Below are 23830 nucleotides of genomic sequence, written 5' to 3'. Positions count from 1 at the left end.
GGTCATTCCTCCGGCACAGGATAGAACGCCTGCGCATAGATATCCTGCTCGCCGTCCCGCGCCTTGGCCCTTTCATACCCGGGCCGCGCGCGCAGCCGCTCCCAATACGCCATGAGACGCGGATAGGCTTCCAGATCAACATAATACCGCGCCAGCTCGAACCCGTAGGCAAACATGATATCCGCCGCCGAAAACCCCGAGGGCAATAGGTAATCGCCCTCCAGCCGCGCCTCCATTGCCGCCAGCACCGCCCGCAGCCGGGCATTCAGCAGCTTCACCACCGTGGGCGACGGGCGCGCGGGCGGGCGCAGGAACACCTGATTGAGGTTGAGGTTTTCCAGCAGACAGCCCACCGTCTCCGACAGGCTCAGCATTTCCAGAAACCGAGCGCGCTCCGGATGGCCCGGCGGCGGCATCAGCCCGGCATCGGGATAGGTCTCGCACAGCATCTGCACGATGGCCGCACTCTCCACCCAGACAGCACCCTGATGCTCCAGCACCGGAACCCGCCCGGCGGGCGACAGCGCCAGAAACTCCGGACTGCGCATCGAGCCGTCGCGGATCGAGTAATAGCGCAGCTCATAGTCCAGCCCCAACTCCTCCAGCAGCCAAAGCACCCGCAGCGAGCGCGCCAGCGGTACATGATGCAGCCGGATCATGTGTCGTCCTCCAACCGCACCAGCGCCGCCCCCGCGCTGACCTGATCGCCTGTCGCGACCAGCACTTCGGCCACCACACCGTCACGTGCGGCCAGCAGGCTATGCTCCATCTTCATCGCCTCCAGCACCGCCAGCCGGTCGCCCTTGGTCACCGCCTTTCCGGCCTTGGCAAAGACCGCCTTGACCAGCCCCGGCATCGGTGCCTCGATCAAGGCCGCATCGCCCCCCGCCGCGCTGTCCCGCGCCAATGGGTCGACCAGATCGAAGGACAGCCCGTATCGCGCAAAGACCGTGATCCGCGTACCATCCATCGCCACCCCGGGCGCGGGCTGACCGTCCAGCCGCCATTGCCCGTCCACACGCCGCGCGGCGACCCATGTCTCGCCCACGCGCAGATCATGCGCGGTGCCTGACAGCGTGCGCAGCCGTACCGTCACCTCTTCCCCGTTCGACACCAACACCACATCACGCTCCAGCGGTTGCCAGAGGATAAAGCCCGCCGCCTCCGGTGCCTCCTCCAACAGCGCCAGCCCGGCCAGGGCCGCCAGTGCGACCTCCCCCGGCCCGGGTGCCGGAGCCACCACCAGAGCGTCGATATCCCGCGCGATCAGCCCTGTATCCACATCGCCGCGCGCAAACCCCGGATGCCGTGCGAGCGCGCCGAGAAAGCCGAGATTGGTCACCGTCCCCGCCACTTCCGTCCGCTCCAGCGCCCGCGCCAGCCGCCGCAGCGCCACGGCGCGCGTCGCGCCATGGGTGATCACCTTGGCGATCATCGGATCATAGAACGGGCTGATCTCATCGCCCGCGCGCACCCCGCTATCGGCGCGGCAACCTGCCGGAAAGGCCAGATGCGACAGCCTGCCTGTCGCGGGCAGAAACCCCTTGGGCACATCCTCGGCATAGAGCCGCGCCTCAAAGGCATGGCCCGTGATGCTCAGCTCCTCCTGCCGCGCAGGCAGCCCCTCTCCGGCGGCCACCCGCAACTGCCACTCCACCAGATCGACGCCTGTAATCGCCTCGGTCACCGGATGCTCGACCTGCAACCGCGTGTTCATCTCCATGAACCAGAACCTATCGGCGCGCAGCCCGTCCGAGCCATCGACGATGAACTCCACCGTGCCCGCGCCCGCGTATCCGATGGCCTCCGCCGCCCGCACCGCTGCCTGCCCCATCGCGGCGCGCATCGCGGGCGTCATGCCGGGTGCCGGGGCCTCCTCGATCACCTTCTGATGGCGGCGCTGAAGCGAGCAGTCCCGCTCGAACAGATGCACCGCGCGGCTCCCGTCGCCAAACACCTGCACCTCGATATGGCGCGGTTTTTCCACGAATTTCTCGATCAACACGTCCGCGTTGCCAAAGGCGGTGCGCGCCTCGCCTCGGGCGCTCTCCAGCGCATCGGCAAAATCCTGTGGCTTCTCCACCAGCCGCATGCCCTTGCCGCCGCCGCCCGCCACGGCCTTGATCAGCACCGGATAGCCTATCGTGTCGGCCGCGCCTGCCAGATGCTCAGGGTCCTGATTGCTGCCATGATAACCCGGCACCACCGGCACGCCCGCCTCTTCCATCAGCGCCTTGGCAGCATCCTTGAGCCCCATCGCCCGAATCGCATCCGCCGACGGGCCGATAAACACCAGCCCCGCCGCTTCTACCGCCTCGACGAAATCGGGGTTCTCGCTCAGAAACCCATAGCCGGGATGGATCGCCTCCGCCCCCGTCTCCAGCGCCGCCGCGATGATCGCCTCGCCCTTGAGATAGCTCTCCGACGGCGCCGACCCGCCGATATGCACCGCCAGATCCGCCATCGCCACATGCGCCGCGCCGCGGTCGGCATCGGAATAGACCGCCACCACCTCGACGCCCATCTCCTGCGCCGTCCGCATCACGCGGGCTGCAATCTCGCCCCGGTTGGCCACCAGAATCCGCTCAAACATGGCGCACGCCCCCTGCTTCATCTTGCCAAAAATACTCAAATCCCGACATCACCACCCTCACATCCGGAAGACGCCAAAGCGCGTCTCCTCCACCGGCGCATTCAGCGCCGCCCGCAAGCTGAGCGCCAGCACATCCCGGCTCTTGCGCGGGTCGATGCAGCCGTCGTCCCACAGCCGCGCGCTGGCATAGAGCGGATGCGCCTGCCGCTCGAACATCTCCACGGTGGGGCGCTTGAACGCCTCTTCGTCTTCCGCCGACCACGTTTCGCCGCGTTTCTCCATCGCGTCGCGCTTCACGGTGGCCAGCACCCCCGCCGCCTGCGCGCCGCCCATCACCGATATCCGCGAATTGGGCCAGGTCCACAGGAATCGCGGCTGATAGGCCCGCCCCGCCATGCCGTAATTGCCCGCCCCGAAAGAGCCGCCCACCAGCATGGTGATCTTGGGCACCGCGGTCGTGGCCACCGCCGTCACCATCTTGGCCCCGTGCCGCGCAATGCCTTCGTTCTCATATTTGCGCCCCACCATGAAGCCGGTGATGTTCTGCAGGAAGACCAGCGGGATGCGCCGCTGGCTGCACAGTTCCACGAAATGCGCGCCCTTCGCGGCGGCCTCGGAAAAGAGCACGCCGTTGTTGGCCACGATCCCCACCGGGCAGCCCTTCACATGGGCAAAGCCGCAGACCAGCGTCTCGCCAAAGCGCGCCTTGAACTCGTCAAAATACGAGCCGTCCACCAGCCGCGCAATGACCTCGCGAATGTCATAGGGCGTGCGCAGATCGGCAGGCACCACGCCGAGCAATTCCGCCGGATCATAGGCGGGCTCTTCTGGTGTCTGCCAGCCCCGGACCGGGGCAAGCCCACTCCCCAGATTGCCCACCGCCCGCCGGGCAATGCTGAGCGCATGCGCGTCATCCTCGGCCAGATAATCCGCCACGCCCGACAGGCGCGTATGCACATCACCGCCGCCCAGATCCTCGGCCGTCACCACCTCGCCGGTCGCTGCCTTCACCAGCGGCGGCCCGGCCAGAAAGATCGTGCCCTGCTCGCGCACAATAATGGTCACATCCGACATGGCAGGCACATAGGCCCCGCCCGCCGTGCAGCTTCCCATCACCACGGCGATCTGCGCGATACCCTTCGCGCTCATCCGCGCCTGATTGTAGAAAATCCGCCCAAAATGGTCCCGGTCGGGGAAGACCTCGTCCTGATTGGGCAGGTTCGCGCCGCCGCTATCCACCAGGTAGATGCAGGGCAGATGGCATTCCTCTGCGATCTCCTGCGCGCGCAGATGCTTCTTGACGGTCATCGGGTAATAGGTGCCGCCCTTCACGGTGGCGTCGTTGCAGACCACCATGCAGTCGCGCCCCTGCACCCGTCCGACCCCGGCGATCACCCCTGCCCCCGGTGCCGCCCCGTCATAGAGACCATGCGCCGCCGTCGCCCCTACCTCAAGGAACGGGCTGCCCGGATCAAGCAGCGCGGCCACACGGTCGCGCGGCAGCATCTTGCCGCGCGACAGATGTCGCTCGCGGGCGCGCTCACCGCCACCCGCCGCCGCCTGTAAGGCCGCCTCCTCGACCAGACGCAGCGCCTCCAGATGGCCCGCCTCATTGGCCTTGAACGCCTCCGAGGACGGCAGAACCGCCGATTTCAGTTGCATTTCGCAGTCTCCCGCATAACGGCAGGGCACACCCCGCCTGTTGCAATTTCACCACAGCACGGGCCCGACCGCGCAATTTGACCCACATCAAGGTCGCTCAAGCGATTAAGGCGCATACCCGCCCTTGTAAGAACAAGAGTGGAAAGACCATGAAACATATCACAGCCCTCACCCTCGCGGCCCTGATGGCCTCGACCGCCGCCCCGGCGCTCGCACAGGAGCAAGGCGACATCCTGCTCGGCCTCGGCCTCGGCTGGATCGAACCCGGCAACGGCTCGAACACCTTGGCCGGCAAGGTCGATGCCGATGGGGCCCTGAGCCCGACGATCACTTTCGAATATTTCGTCGCCGACCGCGTCGGGATCGAACTGCTGGCCTCCTGGCCGTTCAAACATGATCTCAATCTCAACGGTGGTGACATCGGTGAAACCAAGCACCTGCCGCCCACCCTGTCGCTGCAGTACTACTTCACCAATAACAGCAGCATCACGCCCTTCATCGGCGCAGGTATCAACTACACCTACTTCTTCGACGAAGGGACCAACAATCTGGGTGGCGCATCGCTTGACCTGGATGACTCCTGGGGCCTCGCACTGCATGCCGGTGCCGATTTCGCCCTGTCCGAGAAGTCCGCACTCCGCGCCGACGTGCGCTACATCGACATCGAAACCGAAGCCACCGTCGGCGGCACCAATATCGGCGACGTCGATATCAGCCCGTGGGTCTTCAACATCGCCTACGTGATGAAGTTCTGATCCTCCCCAGACTTCACCCGACAAAGGGCCGGTCATCGCACCGGCCCTTTTAATTGCCTGCATCGGACTCATTGCACCACCTCCGCAGCCGCACGCGCTTTGAGATCCTTGCGGATCACCTTCCCCGTAACGGTCAATGGCAGCGAATCGATAAACGCAATTTCTCTGGGATAAGAATAACTTGCGAGGCGTTCCTTGACATGCGTCTGCAACGTTTCAGCCAAGGATGCGGACGCCTCCCAGCCCTCGCGCAGGACCACATAGGCCTTGACGATCTCGGTGCGCAGGCGGTCGGGCTTGCCGACCACCCCCACCGTCGCAACCGCGTCATGCGTCAGCAGACAATCCTCGATCTCCGCCGGACCGATCCGGTAGCCTGCCGAGGTGATCACGTCATCCTCCCGCCCGACAAAGCGAATGAACCCGTCCTCGATCACGCCCCGGTCGCCGGTCAGTAGCCAATCGCCCCGAAACTTCTCCGCCGTCTCGCGCGGTTTTTTGAAATATTCCAACATCATGGAGGCCGAACCTCGCCTTATCGCGATATCGCCCTCACCCCTCGTTTCACGACCCTCGCCGTCGATCACCGCCACCTCGTGCCCCGGCACGGCGCGGCCAAGCGCACCCGGGCGCGGATCGAACAGCGCCCCGCAGGACGATCCCACCATGTTGCACTCGGTCTGCCCGTAGAACTCGTTGATCGTCAGCCCAAAGGCGCGCCGCCCCCAGTCGAGCATCTCGCCGCCGAGCGGCTCACCGCCGCTCGCCACGCTGCGCAGACCTTCGATTCGCGCATCTTCCGCTTTCAGCATGCGGAGGGCAGTGGGCGGAAAAAACACATTTTTGACAGAACCTTCCGAGACGACCCTCACGCAGTCCGCAACGCTGAACTTGGCCATCCGCGCCGCCACCACCGGCACTCCGATCGCCAGCCCCGGCATCAGCACATCGAACAGCCCGCCGATCCACGCCCAATCGGCAGGCGTCCAAAGGCAATCTCCGGGTTGCCCGAGGAAATCGTGGCTCATCTCCACCCCCGGCAAATGCCCGGTCAGCACACGGTGGCCGTGCAACGCGCCCTTGGGGCTGCCTGTGGTGCCGCTCGTGTAGATCAGCACGGCAGGCGTCTCCGGCGCCGTGTCAATCGTCTCGAATCGCCCCTCGGGCAGCGCCTCCCGCTCGGGGATGAGCGCCGCGACCCCGGGCAAATCCGACAGCAGATCGACACTTTCTGCATCGGTGACCACGACCCGAGCCCCGGCATCGCGCACCCGGGTCGACAGCGCATCGTGCTTGAAGAGTTTAAACAAAGGGATTGAAATCGCACCTATTTTCCAGATTGCGATATGCGCCGCCGCACACCATGCGCCCTGGCTACGCAACACACCCACCCGGTCACCCTGCATCACACCCCGCGCCAGCAAGGCCTGCGCCAGCCCATCCGCCATGACACGCAACGCGCCATAGCTCACCTCGCGCGGGCCATCGCCGGACAGGTCGATGATCGCCACGCGCTCCGGTGCCGCTTCGGCCCAAGCGTCGCACACCTGTGCGGCCATGTTCAGACGCGCCGGGATATCCCACCGGAACTCGTCGCGCAGCACCTCATAAGGCGCGGGCCGCAACAGGGGGCGCGGGCCGCTCATAACGCCGCCTCGGGCGCGTTGCGATGCACCAGCCGCCCATAGGCATCGACGAAATACTCGTAGTCGCCGCAGGCCACCACCAGCCACAGATCATCGCTCACCGCCGGGCGCGCCGCGCAATCCGAACGAGCCGCCCCTGCGCCCGCCTCGGCCAGATAGCGCGCCGCCATGCGCTCAATCACCTCTGTCTCAGTCGTCGTCACCGCACGCCCGCCCAGCATCAGGCCGATGCCCGCAACCACGGCGATCAGCGCCAGAACCGGAAGAAAGATCAGGCGGCGCGGCATGTCACTCCCCCAACCGACTCGATTGCAGGTAAAGCATCTGCCGCGCGGTCTCGTGCAAAAGACAGCTCACGGTGGCCGGGCCACTGCCTGTTCCACCGCCCCATTGCGCCGCCTCATAGCCGCATTTGGCATCGCGAAACCCAATCCAGGCACGTTGCATCTCGCGCAGCGCCTCGGCTTGTTTCGGCGCATAGGCAGGGGCCTGCGCGTCCTGCGCGGCCAGCGTCGCGGAAAGCTGCTGATAGACGGTGTTGAGCCAGCCATCCCAATGCGCGCGCTCGCGATCGGTGCAGCCGTTCATGCCGATGGTGGTATATCCGCCGGGCGTGGCCTCGATACAGCGTTCGGCCGCCTTGCCAGCGCAGGTCTCGCCGCCGCCCGCGCGGATGCAGGCCTCGACCGGGGCGATGTCGAAGACGAGCTCCTGCGCCACGGCTCCTGTCGGCTGCATCAGCACCAGTCCGAAAACCATACCGCGTATCCGCCGCATCACTCCATCTCCCCCAGCATGTCCACTTCCAGCGCCCGCGCGGCAGTCTTCTGCAGATGGCAATGGCCGGCGATGATGGTCCGGATCGAACCCTCGATCCACACCTGATAGCGCAACCCGCACTCGGCATCGCGATAGGAGGCCCAGGCCGCCTGCGCCTTGGCCAGAGCCTGCGGCAGCCCGGCTGCCTGCTGCTCGAAATCCTGTGTCTTGCGCTCCAGCGCCGCGCTCATCAACGCACCCCAGACCCCGGTCTCGGCCATGACGCAATCGGCAATGCCCAGCGTGGTCTCACCGCCGGGCCGCGCCTGACAGCGCGCCGCCGCATCGCCTATGCAATCGGGCCGCGTCTCGAACGCCGCACGGCCAGTGTCGAAACACGCCTCGACCATCCCCCGGTCGATCGTGACATCCTGCGCCGACGCCCCCCCGGCCAGCAGCAACAGGCAGGCAACCGCCCTCACGCCATCGCTCCCATCAACTCGCGGCCCACCAGCATGCGCCGGATCTCCGACGTGCCCGCCCCGATCTCCATCAGCTTGGCATCGCGAAAGAGCCGCGCGACGGGCGCATCGTTGAGGAACCCAGCACCGCCCATCGCCTGCACCGCCTGATGCGCCTGCACCATCGCCTGCTCGCTCGCATAAAGGCAGCAGGCGGCGGCATCCTGCCGGGTCACATCGCCCCGGTCGCAGGCCTTCGCCACCTCATAGACATAGGCGCGCGCCGAATTCATCGCCGTGTACATATCCGCGATCTTGCCCTGCATCAGCTGGAACGACCCGATGGGCTGCCCGAACTGCTTGCGCTCGGCCAGATAGGGCATGATCTCGTCCAGACAGGCGGCCATGATCCCCGTGCCGATCCCCGCCAGCACGACGCGCTCATAATCCAGCCCGGACATCAGCACGCGCACGCCCTTGCCCTCTTCGCCCAGCACGTTCTCGAACGGCACCTCGACATCGTCGAAGATCAACTCGGCGGTATTGCTGCCCCGCATCCCCAGCTTGTCGAAATGCGGGCTCGTGCTGAACCCGGTCATCGTCTTCTCGATCAAAAACGCCGTGATCCCCTTCGCGCCCGCCTCGGGGTCGGTCTTGGCATAGACCACCAGCGTGTCGGCATCCGGCCCGTTGGTGATCCAGTACTTGTTGCCATTAAGCTTGTAGTGATCGTTGCGCTTCTCGGCGCGCAGCTTCATCGAGACCACATCGCTGCCCGCCCCCGCCTCTGACATGGCGAGCGCGCCGACATGTGCGCCACTGACCAGCCCGGGCAGGTATTTCGCCCGCTGTTCGTCCGTCCCGTTCAGCTTGATCTGGTTGACACACAGATTTGAATGCGCGCCATAGCTCAGCGACACCGAGGCGGAGGCACGCGCGATCTCTTCCACCGCGATCACATGCGCGAGGTAAGTCATCCCCGAGCCGCCATATTCCTCGGGCACGGTGATCCCCAACAGGCCCAGATCGCCCATCTCGCGCCACAGCTCATTCGGAAAGGCGTTGTCGCGATCCACATCCGCCGCCATCGGCTTGACGCGCTCCTGCGCCCACCGATGTACCATCTCGCGCAGGGCGTTCACATCCTCGCCCAGATCAAACTGCATTACGGCATTGAACATCGCGCTTCCTCCTCCGGAACGGATTTATTGAACACTTGTTCATTTATAGACACAAGGCCGCGTTCACGTCAATCCCGTGCGCGCGGCTCAGCGCGCCGCATTCAGCCGCGGGTCGAGGACGAAATCCTCCTGCACTGCATCACTGATCCGCCCATCGGGCAAGGGCGCGAGAAAGACCAGGTTCCAACTCTGCCGCGACACCACCGAGGGGATGACGATCATGCCATGCGCGCGCAGCTGCTGATCGCCCCAGGCCCGCCGGTCCGGCACGGCGTTGTTGGGATCGAGCCAGCGGGCGTCGGGGATCTCCTCGGGCATTATCACCCGCACCCGCTCGGGGGCGGCCACGGTAAAGGAGGTCAGCACATGCGGCTGCGTATCGAGCACGCGAAACCCCTTGTGCACGGCCACCTCGAGAATGGCCGTAGACGGGTCGAGTGCGCAGTAGACCGCCCGCGTGCCGACCGAATTCCACCGCCCCCCGGCCTGAAACGCGCCCTCGCCACTGCTCCAGGTTTCCGCGTGCCGGGCCCGATCCAGACGGTGCGCGGCCACCGCCCCGCCGCCCAGGGCTGCGGGCAAGGGCGTCACAGATAGACGCCGTAATCGATCTGCCGCAGGGTCCGGTCCACGAGGGCCGCACCGATAAAGGTATCCAGAAGGTCGATGGGCCGCCGCCCGCCAAGCGCCATCTGCTCGCTGCGCATCCAGTCAAGCGCCGCCGCGCGCCCGCCAAAGATATCCTCGGCCCGGGTCAGCAGCAGTGCGAACAGCACCAGTTGCGAGCTTACCCCGCTCGACAGCGGCCGGTCCGCGCCGCGCAGCCGCTTGAGTTGCGAGACACTGATCGCGAGGATCTCGGCCCAGGTCTTGTCCGGCAATTCCTCAACCGCCGCGCGAAACCGTTTCAGCGCCGCCGCAGGCAGCCCCTTCTCGATCGCCGCATGCACCTCGTAGGGCGATTCGGGCACCGGGCCGCTACGGCTCAGGTATTTCCAGGATTGTTCGAGCTCTTGCTGATTGGCGATATCGAACGGCATGGGGTGGCTCCGATGCGTGGCTCAATTGAGCCTTTCACATAGCCCATTTGAGCCGTTCCGTCAAGATGCCGCCTGATAGACCGCCCCCACCTCGGCCCGGATGATCCGGGCAATCTGCGCACAATCCTCAAGGCTGAAGGTCAGCGGCAGGCGCATGTCGACAATGCCGCGCAGGATACGGTCGCTCGCGGGCATCGGCGCAGACGGCGCATAGCGCCAGCTGTCATACCGGCTGGTGAACCCCGTCGGCTCCGCCGCACCAAACCATTTGAGTTCAACCCCTCGCGCGACACAGCGTTTCAGCACCTCGCCGATGCGCGCACCGTCCCAATCGAGCAACAGGAACTGGATGGACGAGCCGACATAGCTCTCCTGCTCGCCGCGTTCCGGCAGGGTCAGGCCCGGCGTGCCGCGCAAGCCGTCCTCGACCACGTGGTACCGCGCGTTCCACTTCGCAACCTGCGCCTCCAGCCCGCGCAATTGCGGCCGCAGGATCGCCGCGCGCAGATGGTCCATCCGCCCCGAGACATTGGGCGTATCGTATTTCACCCGCTCGAACACCTCATCGGGCGGCACCGTTCCGTGCCGACCATAGAGCATGTAAGACCCCGACAGGATGATCGCGCGCGCCATCACCTCGTCATCATCGGTGACCAGAAACCCGCCCTCGCCGGAATTCATGTGCTTGTAGGTCTGCGTCGAATAACAGCCCACACGCCCCCACCGGCCCGAGGGCACGCCGCGCCACGCCGCCCCCATCGTATGCGCGCAATCCTCGACCACGGTGACACCGCCCGCGTCGCAGATCTCCATCAGCCGGTCCATATCCGCCAGATGGCCGCGCATATGGCTCAGCATCAGCACATCGGCCTCCTGCGTCTTGGCCGCGAGATCATCGAGGTCGATGGTCAGCGCCTCGGTCACACCGACAAAGACCGGCACCGCCCCGACACTGGCAATCGACCCCGGCACCGGGGCCAACGTAAAGGCATTGGTCAGCACCCGGTCACCGGGGCCAACCCCGAGCGCGCGCAGCGCCGTGGCCATCGCATAGCCGCCCGAGGCCACGGCAAGCGCGTATTTGGCCCCGGTATACGCCGCGAATTCCCGCTCCAAGAGCGCCACCTCACCCGGCTCCTCGCCCACAAGGTTGTAGCGATGCAACCGGCCCGAGCGCAGCACATCGAGTGCCGCCTCGATCCCCTCTTCGGGGATCGGCTCCTGCTGGGTGAAATTGCCTTTGAATATCTCGGTCATGGCTTTGTTTTGGGTACCGATCCGGGCTGCGTCAATGCTTTCCTGCGCGCCGCCCCGGCATATTCGCAAAATCCGAAACCGCCCTGCGCCTTACCCGATAAGCCGCGTCACCACGCCGGGCAACTCATCGTAATGGCCGATCACGGCCTCCGGCCCCAGATCCGCCACCGCCGCGCCATTGGGGCCAAACCCCACCAGCACCGAGGGCACGCCCGCCGCGCGCGCGGTGTCAAAATCGGTCACGGTATCGCCCACCAGAAGCGAGCGCATGGGATCGCCCCCTGCGCGCCGCACCGTCTCGCGCAGATGCTCCGGGTCGGGCTTGCGCACCGTCAGCGTATCGGCCCCGGTCAGCGCGGCAAACGCCCCCAGAACGCCCAGCCGCTCCATCAGCAGCCGCGCCAGCCGCTCGGGCTTGTTGGTGCAGATGGCGACCTTGTAGCCCGCATCGCTCAACCCCGCGACCGCCTCCATCGCACCGGGATAGAGCGTGGTATGCACGTCGATCGCCTCGGCATAGGCCTCCAGCAGGATGGGATATTGCCGGTCGATTTCGGCCACATCCGCGCCGCGCCCCAGCCGCTCCATCCCGAGGGTCAGCATTGCCCGCCCGCCGCGCAGCGCAACCCCGGCATCGGCCACCGGATCGAGCATATCGCCCACACCAATCCCCCGGAAACAGGCATTGGCGGCGGCGACCAGATCACCGCTCGTGTCGGCCAGCGTGCCATCGAGATCGAAAACCACCGTGCGCATCGCGCGTCTCCTCATCCGCCCCTATGATGTCCGGAGCAGATAGCCCGCCACGTCACGAAAGACAAAGCGAAAGCCGCGCCTCATTCGCCAAGGCCGGTGACCCGTACCTCCGGCAGGCCGGTGAGCGGCGCGCCGAGCGCCTGAAACCCGGCCAGCGACAAGCGGCTGCCCGCGCCGCGCGGCGCATCAAGCGGAATGAGATCCACCTCCACCGTCTTGCCATTCACCGGATAGGTCACCCGTCCCCGCCCCGGCGCATCCACCAGCGGCGTCTTGAGCCACAGCCCCGGCTCGGTCGCCGTGCCCAAGGACGCCACTGTCAGCCCCAGATCACCCGTCGCGGGCGCGGGTGTCTCGGCTTCATCGTCGCCCGGCGCGGTTTCCGACGCGGCGGGCGGCGGTTCGGCGGCAGGCTTTGGCGCAGGCTGGAAAATCCCCTCGACCTGCGCACAGGCACCAAGGAGGGCGAGCATCGCGATCACTGTCAGGGTCCGTGTCATGCCGCCACCCTATCGCGCCCCTGCGGCCCCGACAATCCGCAACATCGCCCTTGCCCCGCTCCACGGCGCGGCTTAAGTTTCGGCCATGACAGCACCTCTCATAGACCCGTTCCAGCGCGCCATCTCCTACCTGCGCGTCTCCGTGACCGACCGCTGCGATTTCCGCTGCGTCTATTGCATGTCGGAAAACATGACCTTCCTGCCCAAGAAAGAGCTGCTGACGCTCGAGGAGCTCGATCGCATGTGCTCCACCTTCGTGCGCATGGGCGTGGAAAAACTGCGCATCACCGGCGGCGAGCCCTTGGTGCGCAAGGGGATCATGACCTTTTTCGACGCCATGACCCGGCATCTAGAGGCGGGCGATCTCAAGGAGTTGACGCTGACCACCAACGGCAGCCAGCTCGAGCGTTTCGCAGACGATCTCTACGCCGCAGGCGTGCGCCGGGTGAACGTCTCGCTCGACACGCTCGACGAGCAGAAATTTGCCGACATCACCCGCTGGGGCCGCCTGCCGCAGGTGATCAAGGGCATCGACGCCGTGCAAAAGGCCGGGCTGCGGATCAAGATCAACACCGTCGCCCTCAAGGGCTTCAACGAGGACGAGCTGTTCACGCTGGTCGAGTGGTGCAAATCGCGCGACATGGATCTGACCTTCATCGAGGTCATGCCGATGGGCGATATCGGCAACGAGGACCGGCTCGGCCAATACTGGAAACTGTCGGATCTGCGCGCGCATCTGGCCGAAAACTTCACCCTCACCGACCTGCCCGAGAGCACCGGCGGACCGGCGCGCTATGTGCGGCTGGAAGAAACCGGCCAAAAGATCGGCTTCATCACGCCGCTCACCCATAATTTCTGCGAAAGCTGCAACCGCGTGCGCCTGACCTGCACCGGCGAGCTCTACATGTGCCTCGGACAAGAGGACATGGCCGACCTGCGCGCGCCCCTGCGCAACAATCCGGCCAATGACGCCCCGCTCGAGGCCGCGATCCGCAGCGCCATAACGCGCAAACCCAAGGGCCACGATTTCGACTATTCGCGCCAATCGGTCGATGGTCGCGTCTCGCGCCACATGAGCCATACCGGCGGCTGATACGCCGCATCGCCGCGGTTAAAAACGCTCCGGAAAGGCCTGCGATCACGCCGCATCGGAGGCCACCAGCCGAATCCGTTCGATCATTGCGCGCAATCCGTTCGAGCGCTGCGCCGAAAGATGATCGTTCAGACCCAACCGGCCCAATTGCTCCGGGGCATTGACCTGCGGCACGTCTTTGACCGGTAGATCGTTATAGAGCGCGCGTAACACCGCGATCAGCCCGCGCACGATCATCGCATCGCTGTCGCCGTCAAAGCTGAACCGGCCATCCTCAATCTTGGGATGCAACCAGACCTGGCTCGCGCAGCCATCGACCTTGGTCGCAGGCACCTTGAGCGCGTCGTCGAGCGGCTCCATCGCCTTGCCATAATCGATGACATAGCGGTAGCGGTCCTCCCACTCGTCGAGGAATTCGAAATCTTCGACAATTTCTTCAAATGCCGCACCGGTCATGGCCTGCTCCTTCTGGTCCTGTCCAAGACCTAGGTAGGCGAGCGAAAAAGGTCCAGTCCAAGCTTGCACCTTTTCAAGCGGGAATGGATGCGATAACCGGAAGTGACGTAAGACAAAGGCGGATGGCATGCACAGGCGGGTATTTCTTTCAATGGCCGGGGCGCTCGCCCTGGCAGGGTGCGGCGGATTTCGGGAGTCGCGGGTCAATCCGCGCAATTGGTTCGGGCGCAGCAGGTCACGAAGCCGGGCCACGCCCGCGACCGCAACAGAGAACACCAATCCCCTGATCCCCGAGCGCGAGGACAGCATCTTTCGCCGCAACCGCGAAGTTGTCTATGAAGGCACACTTGTCGATCAGATCACCGCCATGGAGATCGAGCGCACCTCGGACGGGGCGATCATCCGGGTGACGGGCCTGCCCTTGCGACAGGGCGCATTTGACGTACGGCTGGTGCCCGAGGACGAGGACAAGAAACCGATCGACGGCGTCCTCAACTTCGAGCTGCGCGCGATCCAGTCCGACAATATGCCACAAGGCCCGGAACGCGCACGCAGCGTTCATGCAGCGGTTTTTGTCTCGCGGCAGAATATCGAACGTGCTGCAGAAATCCGCGTGCGCGGCGCGCGCAACGAGCGAGTCAGCAGCCGCTGACCCCGCCTAAGGTGCGAAAGGCTTTTGCAAGAGCCTTTTGCCAAACCTCTAGCCGGATCGCTCAGATCTCGACCGGCTCCACTGCGCTGCCCTTCACCGCCAGCCCGATCTTGCCTTCGCACAGCCGGAGCGCGTCCTGACCGAACACATCGCTGCGCCATCCCCGCAGGGCCGCCACGTCGCGGTCGCCGCCCGCCATCGCGTCGAGATCGGCGGCACTGGCGATCAGCTTCGGTGCCACGCCATAGGTGTCGCTCTTGGCCTTGAGCAGCACCCGGAGCAAATCCGCGAGCGCCGGGTTGATCTGTTGACGATCCGCCATCTTGTCGGGCTTGGGCAGATCTTCGGTTGGGCAGTCCAGCGCGGCCTTGACTGCGGCCAAGATGCCATCAGCGACATCGCCCTTGCGCGCCTCGCGCAACAGCAGACGGGACCGCCCCAGATCCTGAACATTCTGTGGCTTGGTCGCGGCCAGTTCCAGCAACGCGTCATCCTTGTAGACCCGGTTGCGCGGGATATTGCGGCTTTGCGCATACTCCTCGCGGAACCGCGCCAGTTCACGCAGGATCGCGAGGAATCGCGGCGAGGTGTTGCGCGTCTTGATCCGCCGCCACGCCTCTCCGGGTTCGGTGCGGTAGGTCTCGGGATCGGTGAGCACGCTCAGTTCCTCCTCGACCCACTTGTCGCGGCCACTGCTGGCCAGCTTCTTGGCCAGAAATTCGTAGATCCCCCGCAAATGCGTCACATCGGCCAGGGCATAGGTCTTTTGCGCATCGGTCAGCGGGCGGCGCGACCAGTCGGTGAACCGAGAACTCTTGTCGAGCGACTGCTTGGCGATCTTCTTGACCAGCGTCTCATAGCCCGCCTGCTCGCCGAACCCGCAGACCATCGCCGCCACCTGAGTATCGAACAGCGGCGCCGGGATCACCCCTGCCTCAACCTGAAAAATCTCCAGATCCTGCCGCGCGGCGTGGAACACCTTTACCACCGATGTATCGCGGAACAGGTCGTAAAGTGGCTCCAGTGACAGGCCGTCACCCGCCAGCGGATCAACCAGAACGGCGCAGTCGTCCTCCTTGCCCGGCACCGCAAGCTGCACCAGGCACAGCTTGGAATAATAGGTGCGCTCGCGCAGAAATTCCGTGTCCACGGTGACGTAAGGGTGCTGTTTCGCCATGGCGCAAAACGCCGCGAGATCGTCTGTCTTGGTGATAGTTTTCATGGGGTACGGTGTCTTCTCTCTTCTTGTCTCGTCTGCTCTGCGCCACCCCCGTGCCCCAGCTATAGACGAGAATGCGCCGATTGCAAACGCCTGCCACCTGCCCCGTCAGGGCAAATGAACCGGGGTCGTGTCGCCCGCCGCGAACCGGCGCAGAACCATCGGGTAAAGGATATGTTCCTGCTCCAGAACCCGCGCGGCAAGGGTCTCGGGGCTGTCATCGGGGCGCACCACAACGCGCGCCTGCCCGAGGTTCGGGCCGTCATCGAGTTCCGGCGTCACCTCGTGTACGGTGCAGCCCGCCTCGCGCTCACCCGCTTCGATGGCGCGCGAATGGGTATTTAGCCCGCGATACTTCGGCAAGAGCGACGGATGAATGTTGATCATCCGCCCCTGCCAGGGCATCACGAACCCGGCTGTCAGAACCCGCATAAACCCAGCAAGACAAATGATGTCGATCTCGAATGGCGCGATCCGTGCTGCGACCTCGGCCTCGAACCCGGCACGGTCGGCCCCGTAAGGTCGATGATCCACAACCTCGGTCGCGATCCCACGCTCCTGCGCCCAATTGATGCCGCCAGCACTCGCCTTGTTCGACAGTACCAGCGTTGGCCGCGCCGGATGATCGCCCGCCATGTCCTCAACGAGGGCGCGCATGTTCGATCCACCCCCCGACAGAAAGATCGCAACCCGTTTGGTCAAAGCAGACGGCCCGTGTAGCGCACCGCCCCCTCGCCCGCCGTCACATGCCCGATCCGGTATACGGTCTCGCCCGCGTCTTGCAGCACACCTTCAACGGCGTCGGCCTGCGCCGGGTCCACCGCCACGACCATTCCGATCCCGGCATTGAAGGTCTTGAGCAACTCGCCCTCTGCCATCCCGCCGGTTTCGGCCAGCCAGCGGAACACCCCCGGCAAATCCCATGCCCCAAGGTCGATCTCGGCGCCCGTGCCTTCGGGCAAGACGCGCGGCAGGTTCTCGGTCAGACCACCACCGGTGATATGTGCCAGCGCATGTATACCGCCAGTGGCGATCGCCTCCAGCACGGGCCGCACATAGAGCCGCGTCGGCGTCAACAGCGCCGCCCCCAGACTGCCCTCGGACCACGGGCAGGCATCGTCCCAGCCCAACCCCGACATCTCGACGATCCGCCGCACCAGACTGTAGCCATTGGAATGCACCCCGTCCGAGGCAAGCCCCAGCAGGATATCCCCCTCGGCCACGCCCGCAGGCAACTCGAGGCCACGCTCCATCGCGCCCACGGCAAAGCCCGCGAGATCGAAATCACCCGCCGGATACATGCCCGGCATCTCCGCCGTCTCACCACCGATGAGCGCGCAACCAGAGCCTTCACAGCCCCGCGCAATCCCCTCGATGATCCGCGTCGCCTGATCGAGCTCGAGCTTGCCGGTCGCGAAATAATCCAGGAAAAACAGCGGCTCTGCACCCTGACAGATCAGATCATTGACGCACATCGCCACCAGATCGGCCCCCACGCCATCCACATGGCCGGTGTCGATCGCAATTCGCAGCTTAGTGCCGACGCCATCGGTGGCCGCGACCAGAACCGGATCGGAATAGCCCGCCGCCTTGAGATCGAAAAGCCCGCCGAACCCGCCAAGACCCGCCATCACACCGGGGCGCACCGTGCGCTTGGCAGCAGGCTTGATCCGCTCCACCAGCGCATTTCCCGCATCGATATCGACGCCGGCCTCGGCATAGGTGATCCCGTTTCGCTTGTCGGTCATGGCAGTCCTCATCGGCTGAATGCGCCACCCGTTAGCCCATCAGCGCGCGCCACGCAACGTCAAAGCCTTGACCTCCCTTCGGGCTGCACTTACGAGGAACAACAGGTCGGGCCTGTAGCTCAATTGGTTAGAGCAGAGCGCTCATAACGCTTTGGTTGGGGGTTCGAGTCCCTCCGGGCCTACCAGTCCAATCATCCCCCGTCCTAAATCGCCAACACACGACAGATGGCCCCGGTACCCCGCCAAGTATCGGGAGCAGCATAAATAACCGGGCAAGGCGCTGCCCCCCCTGTCACACCGCCCGCACGCTGGGCCGCCGCCACTTGGCCCCCGGCTCCACGATCAGATCGGTCAGCGCCCAGACCAGCGCATCGACCCGGTCGGGGCTGCCCTTGCCCTCATAGCCGCGCGCGGTCATCGCACACATCTGGTCCTCCAGCGCACCGAGGCCCCGCAAATGATGCACCCGACCCTGCTCGTAGAGGGCCGCCACCGGTTCGGCGCGCGCAACCTTGCCCCGGCTGGCATGCACCGACCGGAACGGCACCAGCGGATCGACCTGCCGGATCACCTGTTCGACCAGATCACCGCCCTGGTTGACCTCGGCCACCAGCCGCTCGGCTCCCCATTGCTCCATCGCTCGAATGGCCGCCCTAGCCCAGCTTGCCGGGCTTGCCGCGCGCACGCTGGCATCGGCCAGCACATAGGCGCGCCAGTCCTGCACCGGGCCGCGCGTGACCGCCCCCACCACCACGATGCCGCATGCGTCCGACCCGGAATGCCCGGTCACCGGCGGATCGACCGCCACAACGATCCGGTCCAGATCGGGCGCGGCCTCGACACGTCCCGCCTCCAGCATTGCAGGCGTCCAGAGCGCATCCTCGGCCGCATCGACCAGCACCCCGTCCAGTTCCTGCCGGCCGAGCCGTGTGCCCGCATAGCGCGCGCGCACTTCTTCGAGAAAACCCTCGGCCAGATAGGCCGCATTGGCCTCGGTCGGCGCGCTCGTTACCACCGTGCTGGAGGCCGCCAGAATATCCTTGAGCACGCCCACATTGCGCGGCGTCGTCGTCACGCAGACGCGCGGATCATCCCCCAAACGCAACCCGAATTGCAGCATGTCCCAGGTCTCGCGCGCCTTCTTCCACTTGGCCAGCTCATCCACCCAGGCCCCGTCGAATTGCGGCCCGCGCAGCCCCTCGGGATCATGCGCCGAAAACGCCTGCGCAATCGCCCCGTTGGGCCAGACCAGCCGCTTGCGCGTCGCCTGCCATTCGGGCCGCCGGTCGGGTGGCGAACAGGCGAGGATGCCGCTCTCGCCAAAGATCATCACCTCGCGCACCTGATCAATGGTCTCACCCACCAGCGCCAGCCGTTTGCAGCGGCCTTCGTCAAGCGGCCGCCCGCCCTCGACCTGCGCGCGCACCCATTCCGCCCCGGCCCGCGTCTTGCCCGCACCACGCCCGCCCATGATAACCCAGGTCCGCCACCCGCCATCGGGGGGCAGCTGATGCTCCAGCGCCCAGAACTCGAAGATAAAGGGCAGCGCCAGCAATTCCCCCTCAGTCAGCGCATCTAGGAACTGGTCCTGAACATCTTGCCCTTCTGAGACGATCCATGCGGCACCCGATCTCATCCCGGGCGGCGTCGAAATCAATTGCGTATCCGTGGACGATGCCACGCTCGTGTCGTTTGCGTTTGTCAAGTTGCGCCTCCGCTTCTATCGCGATCTTCAGCCATTGCCGGATCTCGGCGGTGGCCTTGGTCGCGCTCTTCAGTTCATCAAGATCCCCGGCCTTGATCCGGTGATAGAGGTCCTCCAGTTCCTGACGCATATCCGCCAATTGGCCCTCCAGCGCGTTGATGGAGGTGGTCAGGCCCGAAGGCCCCTCATCGGGGGTGATCAAAACCATGCGTGCTCATGCCTCGTGCGATTGTCTGATGCTGTTGTGAGCGCCTCCGCCGTGCCGACGTAAAAAAGCGGCCTCCGGGCATCACCCGGGGCCGCTCGCCCATTTCGTCCAGCATGACACAACCTATACGAGAAACCGCGCGCAACGTCAATCAAGAGCGCCCCACAAGCGCCCGCAGTCATTACGTTTTGTTAATAATCTCCACAGGCGCAGCACGCGGCACCACGCCGATTACTCCGCCGCCTGTGCCGCGTTCTCCGCCTCGATCTCGGCGGCGCGCTTCTCGACCTGTTCGACGATGTGGTCGATCATCTGCGCGTTGTCCATGCGGTGGCTCTGCTTGCCCGCCAGATAGACCATGCCGTTGCCGGCCCCGCCGCCGGTAAAGCCGACATCGGTCATCAGCGCCTCGCCGGGGCCATTCACCACGCAGCCAATGATGCTGAGGCTCATCGGCGTCTTGATATGCTCAAGCCGCTCTTCCAGCGCCTCGACAGTCTTGATCACGTCAAACCCCTGCCGCGCACAAGACGGGCACGAGATGATGTTCACGCCGCGATGCCGCAGGCCGAGAGATTTCAGGATTTCGTAGCCGACCTTGACCTCTTCGACCGGATCGGCGCTCAGGCTCACACGCACGGTGTCACCGATGCCCATCCACAGCAGATTGCCCAGACCGATCGCGCTCTTGATCGTGCCCGAGGTCAGCCCCCCCGCCTCGGTGATCCCGAGATGGATCGGCGCATCCGTCGCCTCGGCCAATTGCTGATAGGCGGCGGCCGCCATGAACACGTCCGAGGCTTTCACGCTGATCTTGAACTCGTGGAAATCATTGTCCTGCAGGATGCGGATATGCTCGAGCCCGCTCTCGACCATCGCATCGGGGCATGGCTCGCCATACTTGTCCAGCAGGTGCTTTTCCAACGACCCGGCATTCACCCCGATCCGCATAGAACAGCCATGATCGCGCGCCGCCGAGATCACCTCGCGCACGCGGCGTTCATCGCCGATATTGCCGGGGTTGATCCGCAGACAGGCCGCGCCCGCCTCGGCCGCCTCGATGCCGCGCTTGTAGTGAAAATGGATATCTGCCACGATTGGCACCGGGCTTTCGCGCACGATCTCCTTCAGCGCCTTCGACGACGGCTCATCCGGCACCGACACCCGCACGATATCGGCCCCCGCCTCCGCGGCGGCCTGAACCTGTGCGACGGTGCCCGCCACATCGGTGGTCAGCGTGTTGGTCATGGTCTGCACGGAAATCGGCGCATCGCCGCCCACGGGGACATTGCCCACCATGATCTGACGGCATTTGCGGCGATAGATATTGCGCCACGGGCGGATATGGTTGAGCGACATAGCTTTGGCCCCGTTCGGTCTGAGAGTGGCTGTCAACGCTACAGATAATACGCCAAGGCCCTCGGGGCAATCATGCGTTGCGGCTCAGTCCTGAGCGGCAGGGTCTGTCGTCAGTTCGGCGACATATTGCTGCAGGTCCTGATCGGCCGCGATATCTGCCACGGAATAGCGCTCTGTCAGCGTCTCCGGGGTCAGTGCAAGGTCGGACGTCACCGATCCGCGCGTGCCCGCAGGCCCGTAATGCTGACCGTTCACGGCAAAATACACAGCCCCCGATTCGCCCACCCGCAGGGTCGGCGGTTCTTCGGTGGCGGGCACGTCATAGGTATCGCCTGCATTCAGAATACCTTCAAAAATCACGCTGCCATCGGCGCCGCGCACCCGCACCCAGGCCGGTCGTACGGCCACGACATGCAAATCGGGCGGGCCATCCGCAACAACCTTGGGGGTGGCCAACGCCTCGGCGTCAAATCCCTGCGCCTCACGCAGTGCCAGTTCGATCCCGCTCGCGCGGTCCGCCTCGGGCGTGGTCGGACTCAGGGTGCCCACCTCGCGCGGGTCAAGCGTGGAAATCGGCGCATCGCGCGCCACCATCACCGGCACATCCAGGGCCTTGGGGCGATACAGACGGCTCAGACGCTCATCGCGCGGCGGCTGAAACACACCCGCTGCCTCGCCCGCATCGGCCATCGCCTCGTCACGTGTCACCACGGCCCCGCTCAGCGGGTCAAGATCGGCCAGCACGACAGGCGTATTCTCGACCGGCGCAAGCTGAACCTGCTGCACCTGTCGCAGCACGCTCCAGCCACCGTACCCGATGGCGCCGATCAGCGCGACCAGCACCAGCGCCGATCCGATAGCACCCGGCTCGATCCGCGCCAGAAAACTCTCGGAGGCCGGCAGAAACGGCGTGTTCGGGGCGATCAGCGGGTCCTGCGCCCTCGTCTTGCGCACCGGCATCGCACCGGGTTTGCGGATCGACGATGCCTCGGCGGACATGCCATGCGCAATGGAGAAACCCGACTCGGCGCAGAATGTCGTGAACGCCTGATCCGGGTCCATGCCCAGATAGCGCGCATAGGACCGGACATAACCGGGAATAAAACCGGGGGTGTCAAAGGCAGACGGGTCGGCGTTCTCGATCGCGGCCACGTAATTGGCCTTGATCCGCAACTCACGTTCCACATCCAACAGGGATTTGCCAAGCGTTGCGCGTTCACCGCGCATCAGGTCACCAAGACGCAGTTCAAAGGCGTCGAAGCCGCGCATATCGGCCTCGTCCGTTTCGACATTGCGCGAAAAACGCCGCCCGATCATGCGCTCTGTGCCTCTTGCGTGTCCCTTGGCCCCATCCGAATCTTGCGATTCGACCATAGGCCTTATCTTTAGATCAGATTAACACAGCGCAAGGTTTATTGCACGTCTGCTTGCGTCATCCCGCCAATTCGGCGCGATTCAGCGCGCAATGGCTCCAGAGCGCGTCCATCGCGTGCACCAATGCATCCATCTCGTTCGGTCCGTGCACCGGCGAAGGCGTAAAGCGCAGCCGCTCGGTGCCGCGCGGCACGGTCGGGAAGTTGATCGGCTGCACGTAGATGCCATGGCCCTCAAGCAGCATATCCGACAGCTTCTTGGTATGTACGGGGTCGCCCACGATCACCGGCACGATATGGCTGCCGTGATCAATCAGCGGCAGGCCCATGCCCTTCAGCCGGGTCTTGAGAATCTTCGCCTGCGTCTGGTGCCGCTCCCGCAGCTTTTGCCCCTCCGAGGTCTTCAGAAATGCAACCGACGCGGTCGCACCCGCAGCCAGTGCCGGGGCGAGCGACGTCGAAAAGATAAAGCCGGGCGCATAGCTGCGCACGGCGTCACACATCTTGGCGCTCGCCGCGATATAGCCGCCCATCACGCCATAAGCCTTGGCCAGCGTGCCGTTGATGATGTCCAGACGGTGCATCAGCCGGTCCCGTTCGCAGATTCCCGCGCCGCGCGGGCCGTACATGCCCACCGCGTGGACTTCGTCGATATAGGTCAGCGCGCGGAACTCGTCCGCCAGATCGCAGATCGCCTCGATGGGGCCAAAATCGCCATCCATCGAATAGACGCTCTCGAACGCGATCAGCTTGGGCGCGTCAGGGTCGTCCGCTGCCATCAACTCACGCAGGTGCGCGACATCGTTATGCCGGAATATCCGCTTGGCCCCGCCATTGCGGCGCACCCCCTCGATCATGCTCGCGTGGTTGAGCGCGTCGGAATAGATGATCAGGCCGGGGAACAACTTGGGCAGCGTGCTCAGCGTCGCGTCATTGGCGATATAGGCCGAGGTAAAGAGAAGCGCGGCTTCCTTACCGTGCAAGTCAGCCAGTTCCGCCTCCAGACGCTTGTGATAGACCGTGGTGCCGGAAATGTTGCGCGTGCCGCCCGATCCTGCCCCCGTGGCGTCAATCGCCTCGTGCATCGCCGCCAGCACGACCGGATGCTGCCCCATGCCCAGATAATCATTGCCGCACCAGACCGTGATCGGCTGCTCGTTGCCATCCGGCTTGCGCCAGGTGGCATGCGGGAAATTGCCGTTTTTCCGCTCGATATCGATGAAGGTGCGATAGCGCCCCTCGTCGTGCAGACGTTCGATCGCTTGATCCAGCTTGGCCGCGTAATCCACTGGCAGGTCCTTCCCTTCGGCACCCTTGGGCAGCCTTGGCCACCACTCGGGGTCTTTGGCAGCGTGGTCCACGCTACTTATTCAATATTTGGAATGCATATAATATACATCCCTTTCA

The 23830-nt window shown here is 64.9% G+C and carries 25 protein-coding genes and 1 tRNA gene; 4 read left to right on the top strand and 22 right to left on the bottom strand.

Features of this window, described 5'->3' with window-relative positions:
• Positions 1–2 precede the first annotated feature (2 nt).
• From RID11_RS06640 to RID11_RS06630, 3 genes are read right to left on the bottom strand one after another with little or no spacing between them, the layout of a single operon-like run.
• Entirely contained in the window at positions 3–659 is a 657-nt protein-coding gene (locus tag RID11_RS06640; RefSeq protein WP_350136794.1) for a glutathione S-transferase family protein, read from the bottom strand.
• Positions 656–2593 carry an acetyl/propionyl/methylcrotonyl-CoA carboxylase subunit alpha gene (locus tag RID11_RS06635; protein WP_350136792.1) on the bottom strand — a complete coding sequence of 646 codons (1938 nt, stop codon included), beginning with the start codon at positions 2591–2593 and terminating at the stop codon, positions 656–658. Before RID11_RS06635 ends, RID11_RS06640 begins: the two co-directional genes overlap by 4 nt.
• 57 nt (positions 2594–2650) lie before the next feature.
• Positions 2651–4255, bottom strand: a complete 1605-nt coding sequence (locus tag RID11_RS06630) for a carboxyl transferase domain-containing protein (RefSeq protein WP_350136790.1) — start codon at positions 4253–4255, stop codon at positions 2651–2653.
• Positions 4256–4404: 149 nt separating this feature from the next.
• Here RID11_RS06630 and RID11_RS06625 point away from each other — a divergent pair, with 149 nt between their 5' ends.
• A complete protein-coding gene (locus RID11_RS06625) occupies positions 4405–5010 on the top strand; it encodes an OmpW/AlkL family protein (protein WP_350136788.1) in 606 nt (201 codons plus the stop codon).
• A 68-nt stretch (positions 5011–5078) separates the two neighbouring features.
• Here RID11_RS06625 and RID11_RS06620 read toward each other — a convergent pair whose 3' ends face one another.
• From RID11_RS06620 to RID11_RS06575, 10 genes are all read right to left on the bottom strand, one after another.
• The gene (locus RID11_RS06620) at positions 5079–6656 is read right to left on the bottom strand and encodes an AMP-binding protein (RefSeq protein ID WP_350136786.1); all 1578 of its coding nucleotides are present in this window, start codon (positions 6654–6656) and stop codon (positions 5079–5081) included.
• Complete coding sequence (locus RID11_RS06615) at positions 6653–6943, bottom strand: hypothetical protein (protein ID WP_350136784.1); 291 nt, start codon at positions 6941–6943, stop codon at positions 6653–6655. Before RID11_RS06615 ends, RID11_RS06620 begins: the two co-directional genes overlap by 4 nt.
• 1 nt (position 6944) lies before the next feature.
• Positions 6945–7433, bottom strand: a complete 489-nt coding sequence (locus tag RID11_RS06610) for a lysozyme inhibitor LprI family protein (RefSeq protein ID WP_350136782.1) — start codon at positions 7431–7433, stop codon at positions 6945–6947.
• Complete coding sequence (locus tag RID11_RS06605) at positions 7433–7897, bottom strand: lysozyme inhibitor LprI family protein (RefSeq protein ID WP_350136779.1); 465 nt, start codon at positions 7895–7897, stop codon at positions 7433–7435. The genes RID11_RS06610 and RID11_RS06605 overlap by 1 nt, the downstream gene beginning before the upstream one ends.
• The gene (locus tag RID11_RS06600) at positions 7894–9057 is read right to left on the bottom strand and encodes an isovaleryl-CoA dehydrogenase (protein ID WP_350136776.1); all 1164 of its coding nucleotides are present in this window, start codon (positions 9055–9057) and stop codon (positions 7894–7896) included. The genes RID11_RS06605 and RID11_RS06600 overlap by 4 nt, the downstream gene beginning before the upstream one ends.
• An 87-nt stretch (positions 9058–9144) precedes the next feature.
• Entirely contained in the window at positions 9145–9648 is a 504-nt protein-coding gene (locus RID11_RS06595; protein ID WP_350136774.1) for an RES family NAD+ phosphorylase, read from the bottom strand.
• The gene (locus RID11_RS06590; protein WP_350136771.1) at positions 9645–10097 is read right to left on the bottom strand and encodes an Xre family toxin-antitoxin system antitoxin; all 453 of its coding nucleotides are present in this window, start codon (positions 10095–10097) and stop codon (positions 9645–9647) included. Before RID11_RS06590 ends, RID11_RS06595 begins: the two co-directional genes overlap by 4 nt.
• Positions 10098–10157: 60 nt before the next feature.
• Positions 10158–11354 carry a DegT/DnrJ/EryC1/StrS family aminotransferase gene (locus RID11_RS06585; RefSeq protein ID WP_350136769.1) on the bottom strand — a complete coding sequence of 399 codons (1197 nt, stop codon included), beginning with the start codon at positions 11352–11354 and terminating at the stop codon, positions 10158–10160.
• A gap of 90 nt (positions 11355–11444) precedes the next feature.
• Complete coding sequence (locus RID11_RS06580; protein WP_350136767.1) at positions 11445–12110, bottom strand: HAD-IA family hydrolase; 666 nt, start codon at positions 12108–12110, stop codon at positions 11445–11447.
• Positions 12111–12190: 80 nt separating this feature from the next.
• Positions 12191–12610 carry a hypothetical protein gene (locus tag RID11_RS06575; RefSeq protein ID WP_350136764.1) on the bottom strand — a complete coding sequence of 140 codons (420 nt, stop codon included), beginning with the start codon at positions 12608–12610 and terminating at the stop codon, positions 12191–12193.
• 85 nt (positions 12611–12695) lie between these two features.
• On the opposite strand from RID11_RS06575, the gene moaA reads away from it, so the two are divergent.
• Entirely contained in the window at positions 12696–13703 is a 1008-nt protein-coding gene (gene moaA, locus RID11_RS06570; protein ID WP_350136762.1) for a GTP 3',8-cyclase MoaA, read from the top strand.
• Between the two features lie 45 nt (positions 13704–13748).
• Here the strand turns inward: moaA and RID11_RS06565 are convergent, their stop codons facing one another.
• A complete protein-coding gene (locus RID11_RS06565) occupies positions 13749–14159 on the bottom strand; it encodes a SufE family protein (RefSeq protein WP_350136760.1) in 411 nt (136 codons plus the stop codon).
• Between the two features lie 127 nt (positions 14160–14286).
• On the opposite strand from RID11_RS06565, the gene RID11_RS06560 reads away from it, so the two are divergent.
• The gene (locus tag RID11_RS06560) at positions 14287–14811 is read left to right on the top strand and encodes a hypothetical protein (protein ID WP_350136758.1); all 525 of its coding nucleotides are present in this window, start codon (positions 14287–14289) and stop codon (positions 14809–14811) included.
• Between the two features lie 61 nt (positions 14812–14872).
• On the opposite strand, the gene rnd is transcribed toward RID11_RS06560, so the two are convergent.
• The 3 genes from rnd to purM form a co-directional block, all read right to left on the bottom strand.
• Positions 14873–16033: a ribonuclease D gene (rnd, locus tag RID11_RS06555; protein ID WP_350136755.1), complete on the bottom strand. Its 1161-nt coding sequence runs from the start codon at positions 16031–16033 to the stop codon at positions 14873–14875.
• Between the two features lie 105 nt (positions 16034–16138).
• Positions 16139–16732, bottom strand: coding sequence for a phosphoribosylglycinamide formyltransferase (gene purN / locus RID11_RS06550; protein ID WP_350136753.1), 594 nt, complete (start codon positions 16730–16732; stop codon positions 16139–16141).
• The gene (purM, locus tag RID11_RS06545; RefSeq protein ID WP_350136751.1) at positions 16729–17778 is read right to left on the bottom strand and encodes a phosphoribosylformylglycinamidine cyclo-ligase; all 1050 of its coding nucleotides are present in this window, start codon (positions 17776–17778) and stop codon (positions 16729–16731) included. The genes purN and purM overlap by 4 nt, the downstream gene beginning before the upstream one ends.
• A gap of 108 nt (positions 17779–17886) precedes the next feature.
• On the opposite strand from purM, the gene RID11_RS06540 reads away from it, so the two are divergent.
• A tRNA-Ile gene (locus RID11_RS06540) sits at positions 17887–17963 on the top strand.
• Between the two features lie 107 nt (positions 17964–18070).
• Here the strand turns inward: RID11_RS06540 and RID11_RS06535 are convergent.
• The 5 genes from RID11_RS06535 to hemA form a co-directional block, all read right to left on the bottom strand.
• Positions 18071–19414 (bottom strand): DNA-packaging protein, encoded by a 1344-nt coding sequence (locus tag RID11_RS06535; RefSeq protein WP_350136749.1) that lies wholly within the window; start codon positions 19412–19414, stop codon positions 18071–18073.
• Positions 19341–19691, bottom strand: a complete 351-nt coding sequence (locus RID11_RS06530; RefSeq protein ID WP_350136747.1) for a hypothetical protein — start codon at positions 19689–19691, stop codon at positions 19341–19343. Before RID11_RS06530 ends, RID11_RS06535 begins: the two co-directional genes overlap by 74 nt.
• 231 nt (positions 19692–19922) lie before the next feature.
• Entirely contained in the window at positions 19923–21050 is a 1128-nt protein-coding gene (ispG, locus tag RID11_RS06525) for a flavodoxin-dependent (E)-4-hydroxy-3-methylbut-2-enyl-diphosphate synthase (RefSeq protein WP_350136745.1), read from the bottom strand.
• Between the two features lie 84 nt (positions 21051–21134).
• The gene (locus RID11_RS06520; RefSeq protein WP_350136743.1) at positions 21135–22367 is read right to left on the bottom strand and encodes a helix-turn-helix domain-containing protein; all 1233 of its coding nucleotides are present in this window, start codon (positions 22365–22367) and stop codon (positions 21135–21137) included.
• A gap of 115 nt (positions 22368–22482) precedes the next feature.
• Positions 22483–23712, bottom strand: a complete 1230-nt coding sequence (gene hemA, locus RID11_RS06515; protein ID WP_350137749.1) for a 5-aminolevulinate synthase — start codon at positions 23710–23712, stop codon at positions 22483–22485.
• Between the last annotated feature and the right edge of the window lie 118 nt (positions 23713–23830).

The sequence above is a fragment of the Roseovarius sp. genome (assembly GCF_040219995.1).
In the GTDB taxonomy this organism is placed as follows: domain Bacteria; phylum Pseudomonadota; class Alphaproteobacteria; order Rhodobacterales; family Rhodobacteraceae; genus Roseovarius.
The sequence above is the reverse complement of the archived record's forward strand: the minus strand, read 5'-3'. Positions and strand labels throughout refer to the sequence as shown.

Excerpts from the sequence above, each read along its gene's own strand:
- RID11_RS06640 (WP_350136794.1), bottom strand. The coding sequence starts at position 659 with ATGATCCGGCTGCATCATGTACCGCTGGCGCGCTCGCTGCGGGTGCTT.
- RID11_RS06635 (WP_350136792.1), bottom strand. The coding sequence starts at position 2,593 with ATGTTTGAGCGGATTCTGGTGGCCAACCGGGGCGAGATTGCAGCCCGC.
- RID11_RS06630 (WP_350136790.1), bottom strand. The coding sequence starts at position 4,255 with ATGCAACTGAAATCGGCGGTTCTGCCGTCCTCGGAGGCGTTCAAGGCC.
- RID11_RS06625 (WP_350136788.1), top strand. The coding sequence starts at position 4,405 with ATGAAACATATCACAGCCCTCACCCTCGCGGCCCTGATGGCCTCGACC.
- RID11_RS06620 (WP_350136786.1), bottom strand. The coding sequence starts at position 6,656 with ATGAGCGGCCCGCGCCCCCTGTTGCGGCCCGCGCCTTATGAGGTGCTG.
- RID11_RS06615 (WP_350136784.1), bottom strand. The coding sequence starts at position 6,943 with ATGCCGCGCCGCCTGATCTTTCTTCCGGTTCTGGCGCTGATCGCCGTG.
- RID11_RS06610 (WP_350136782.1), bottom strand. The coding sequence starts at position 7,433 with ATGCGGCGGATACGCGGTATGGTTTTCGGACTGGTGCTGATGCAGCCG.
- RID11_RS06600 (WP_350136776.1), bottom strand. The coding sequence starts at position 9,057 with ATGTTCAATGCCGTAATGCAGTTTGATCTGGGCGAGGATGTGAACGCC.
- RID11_RS06590 (WP_350136771.1), bottom strand. The coding sequence starts at position 10,097 with ATGCCGTTCGATATCGCCAATCAGCAAGAGCTCGAACAATCCTGGAAA.
- RID11_RS06585 (WP_350136769.1), bottom strand. The coding sequence starts at position 11,354 with ATGACCGAGATATTCAAAGGCAATTTCACCCAGCAGGAGCCGATCCCC.
- RID11_RS06580 (WP_350136767.1), bottom strand. The coding sequence starts at position 12,110 with ATGCGCACGGTGGTTTTCGATCTCGATGGCACGCTGGCCGACACGAGC.
- RID11_RS06575 (WP_350136764.1), bottom strand. The coding sequence starts at position 12,610 with ATGACACGGACCCTGACAGTGATCGCGATGCTCGCCCTCCTTGGTGCC.
- moaA (WP_350136762.1), top strand. The coding sequence starts at position 12,696 with ATGACAGCACCTCTCATAGACCCGTTCCAGCGCGCCATCTCCTACCTG.
- RID11_RS06565 (WP_350136760.1), bottom strand. The coding sequence starts at position 14,159 with ATGACCGGTGCGGCATTTGAAGAAATTGTCGAAGATTTCGAATTCCTC.
- RID11_RS06560 (WP_350136758.1), top strand. The coding sequence starts at position 14,287 with ATGCACAGGCGGGTATTTCTTTCAATGGCCGGGGCGCTCGCCCTGGCA.
- rnd (WP_350136755.1), bottom strand. The coding sequence starts at position 16,033 with ATGAAAACTATCACCAAGACAGACGATCTCGCGGCGTTTTGCGCCATG.
- purM (WP_350136751.1), bottom strand. The coding sequence starts at position 17,778 with ATGACCGACAAGCGAAACGGGATCACCTATGCCGAGGCCGGCGTCGAT.
- RID11_RS06535 (WP_350136749.1), bottom strand. The coding sequence starts at position 19,414 with ATGAGATCGGGTGCCGCATGGATCGTCTCAGAAGGGCAAGATGTTCAG.
- RID11_RS06530 (WP_350136747.1), bottom strand. The coding sequence starts at position 19,691 with ATGGTTTTGATCACCCCCGATGAGGGGCCTTCGGGCCTGACCACCTCC.
- ispG (WP_350136745.1), bottom strand. The coding sequence starts at position 21,050 with ATGTCGCTCAACCATATCCGCCCGTGGCGCAATATCTATCGCCGCAAA.
- RID11_RS06520 (WP_350136743.1), bottom strand. The coding sequence starts at position 22,367 with ATGATCGGGCGGCGTTTTTCGCGCAATGTCGAAACGGACGAGGCCGAT.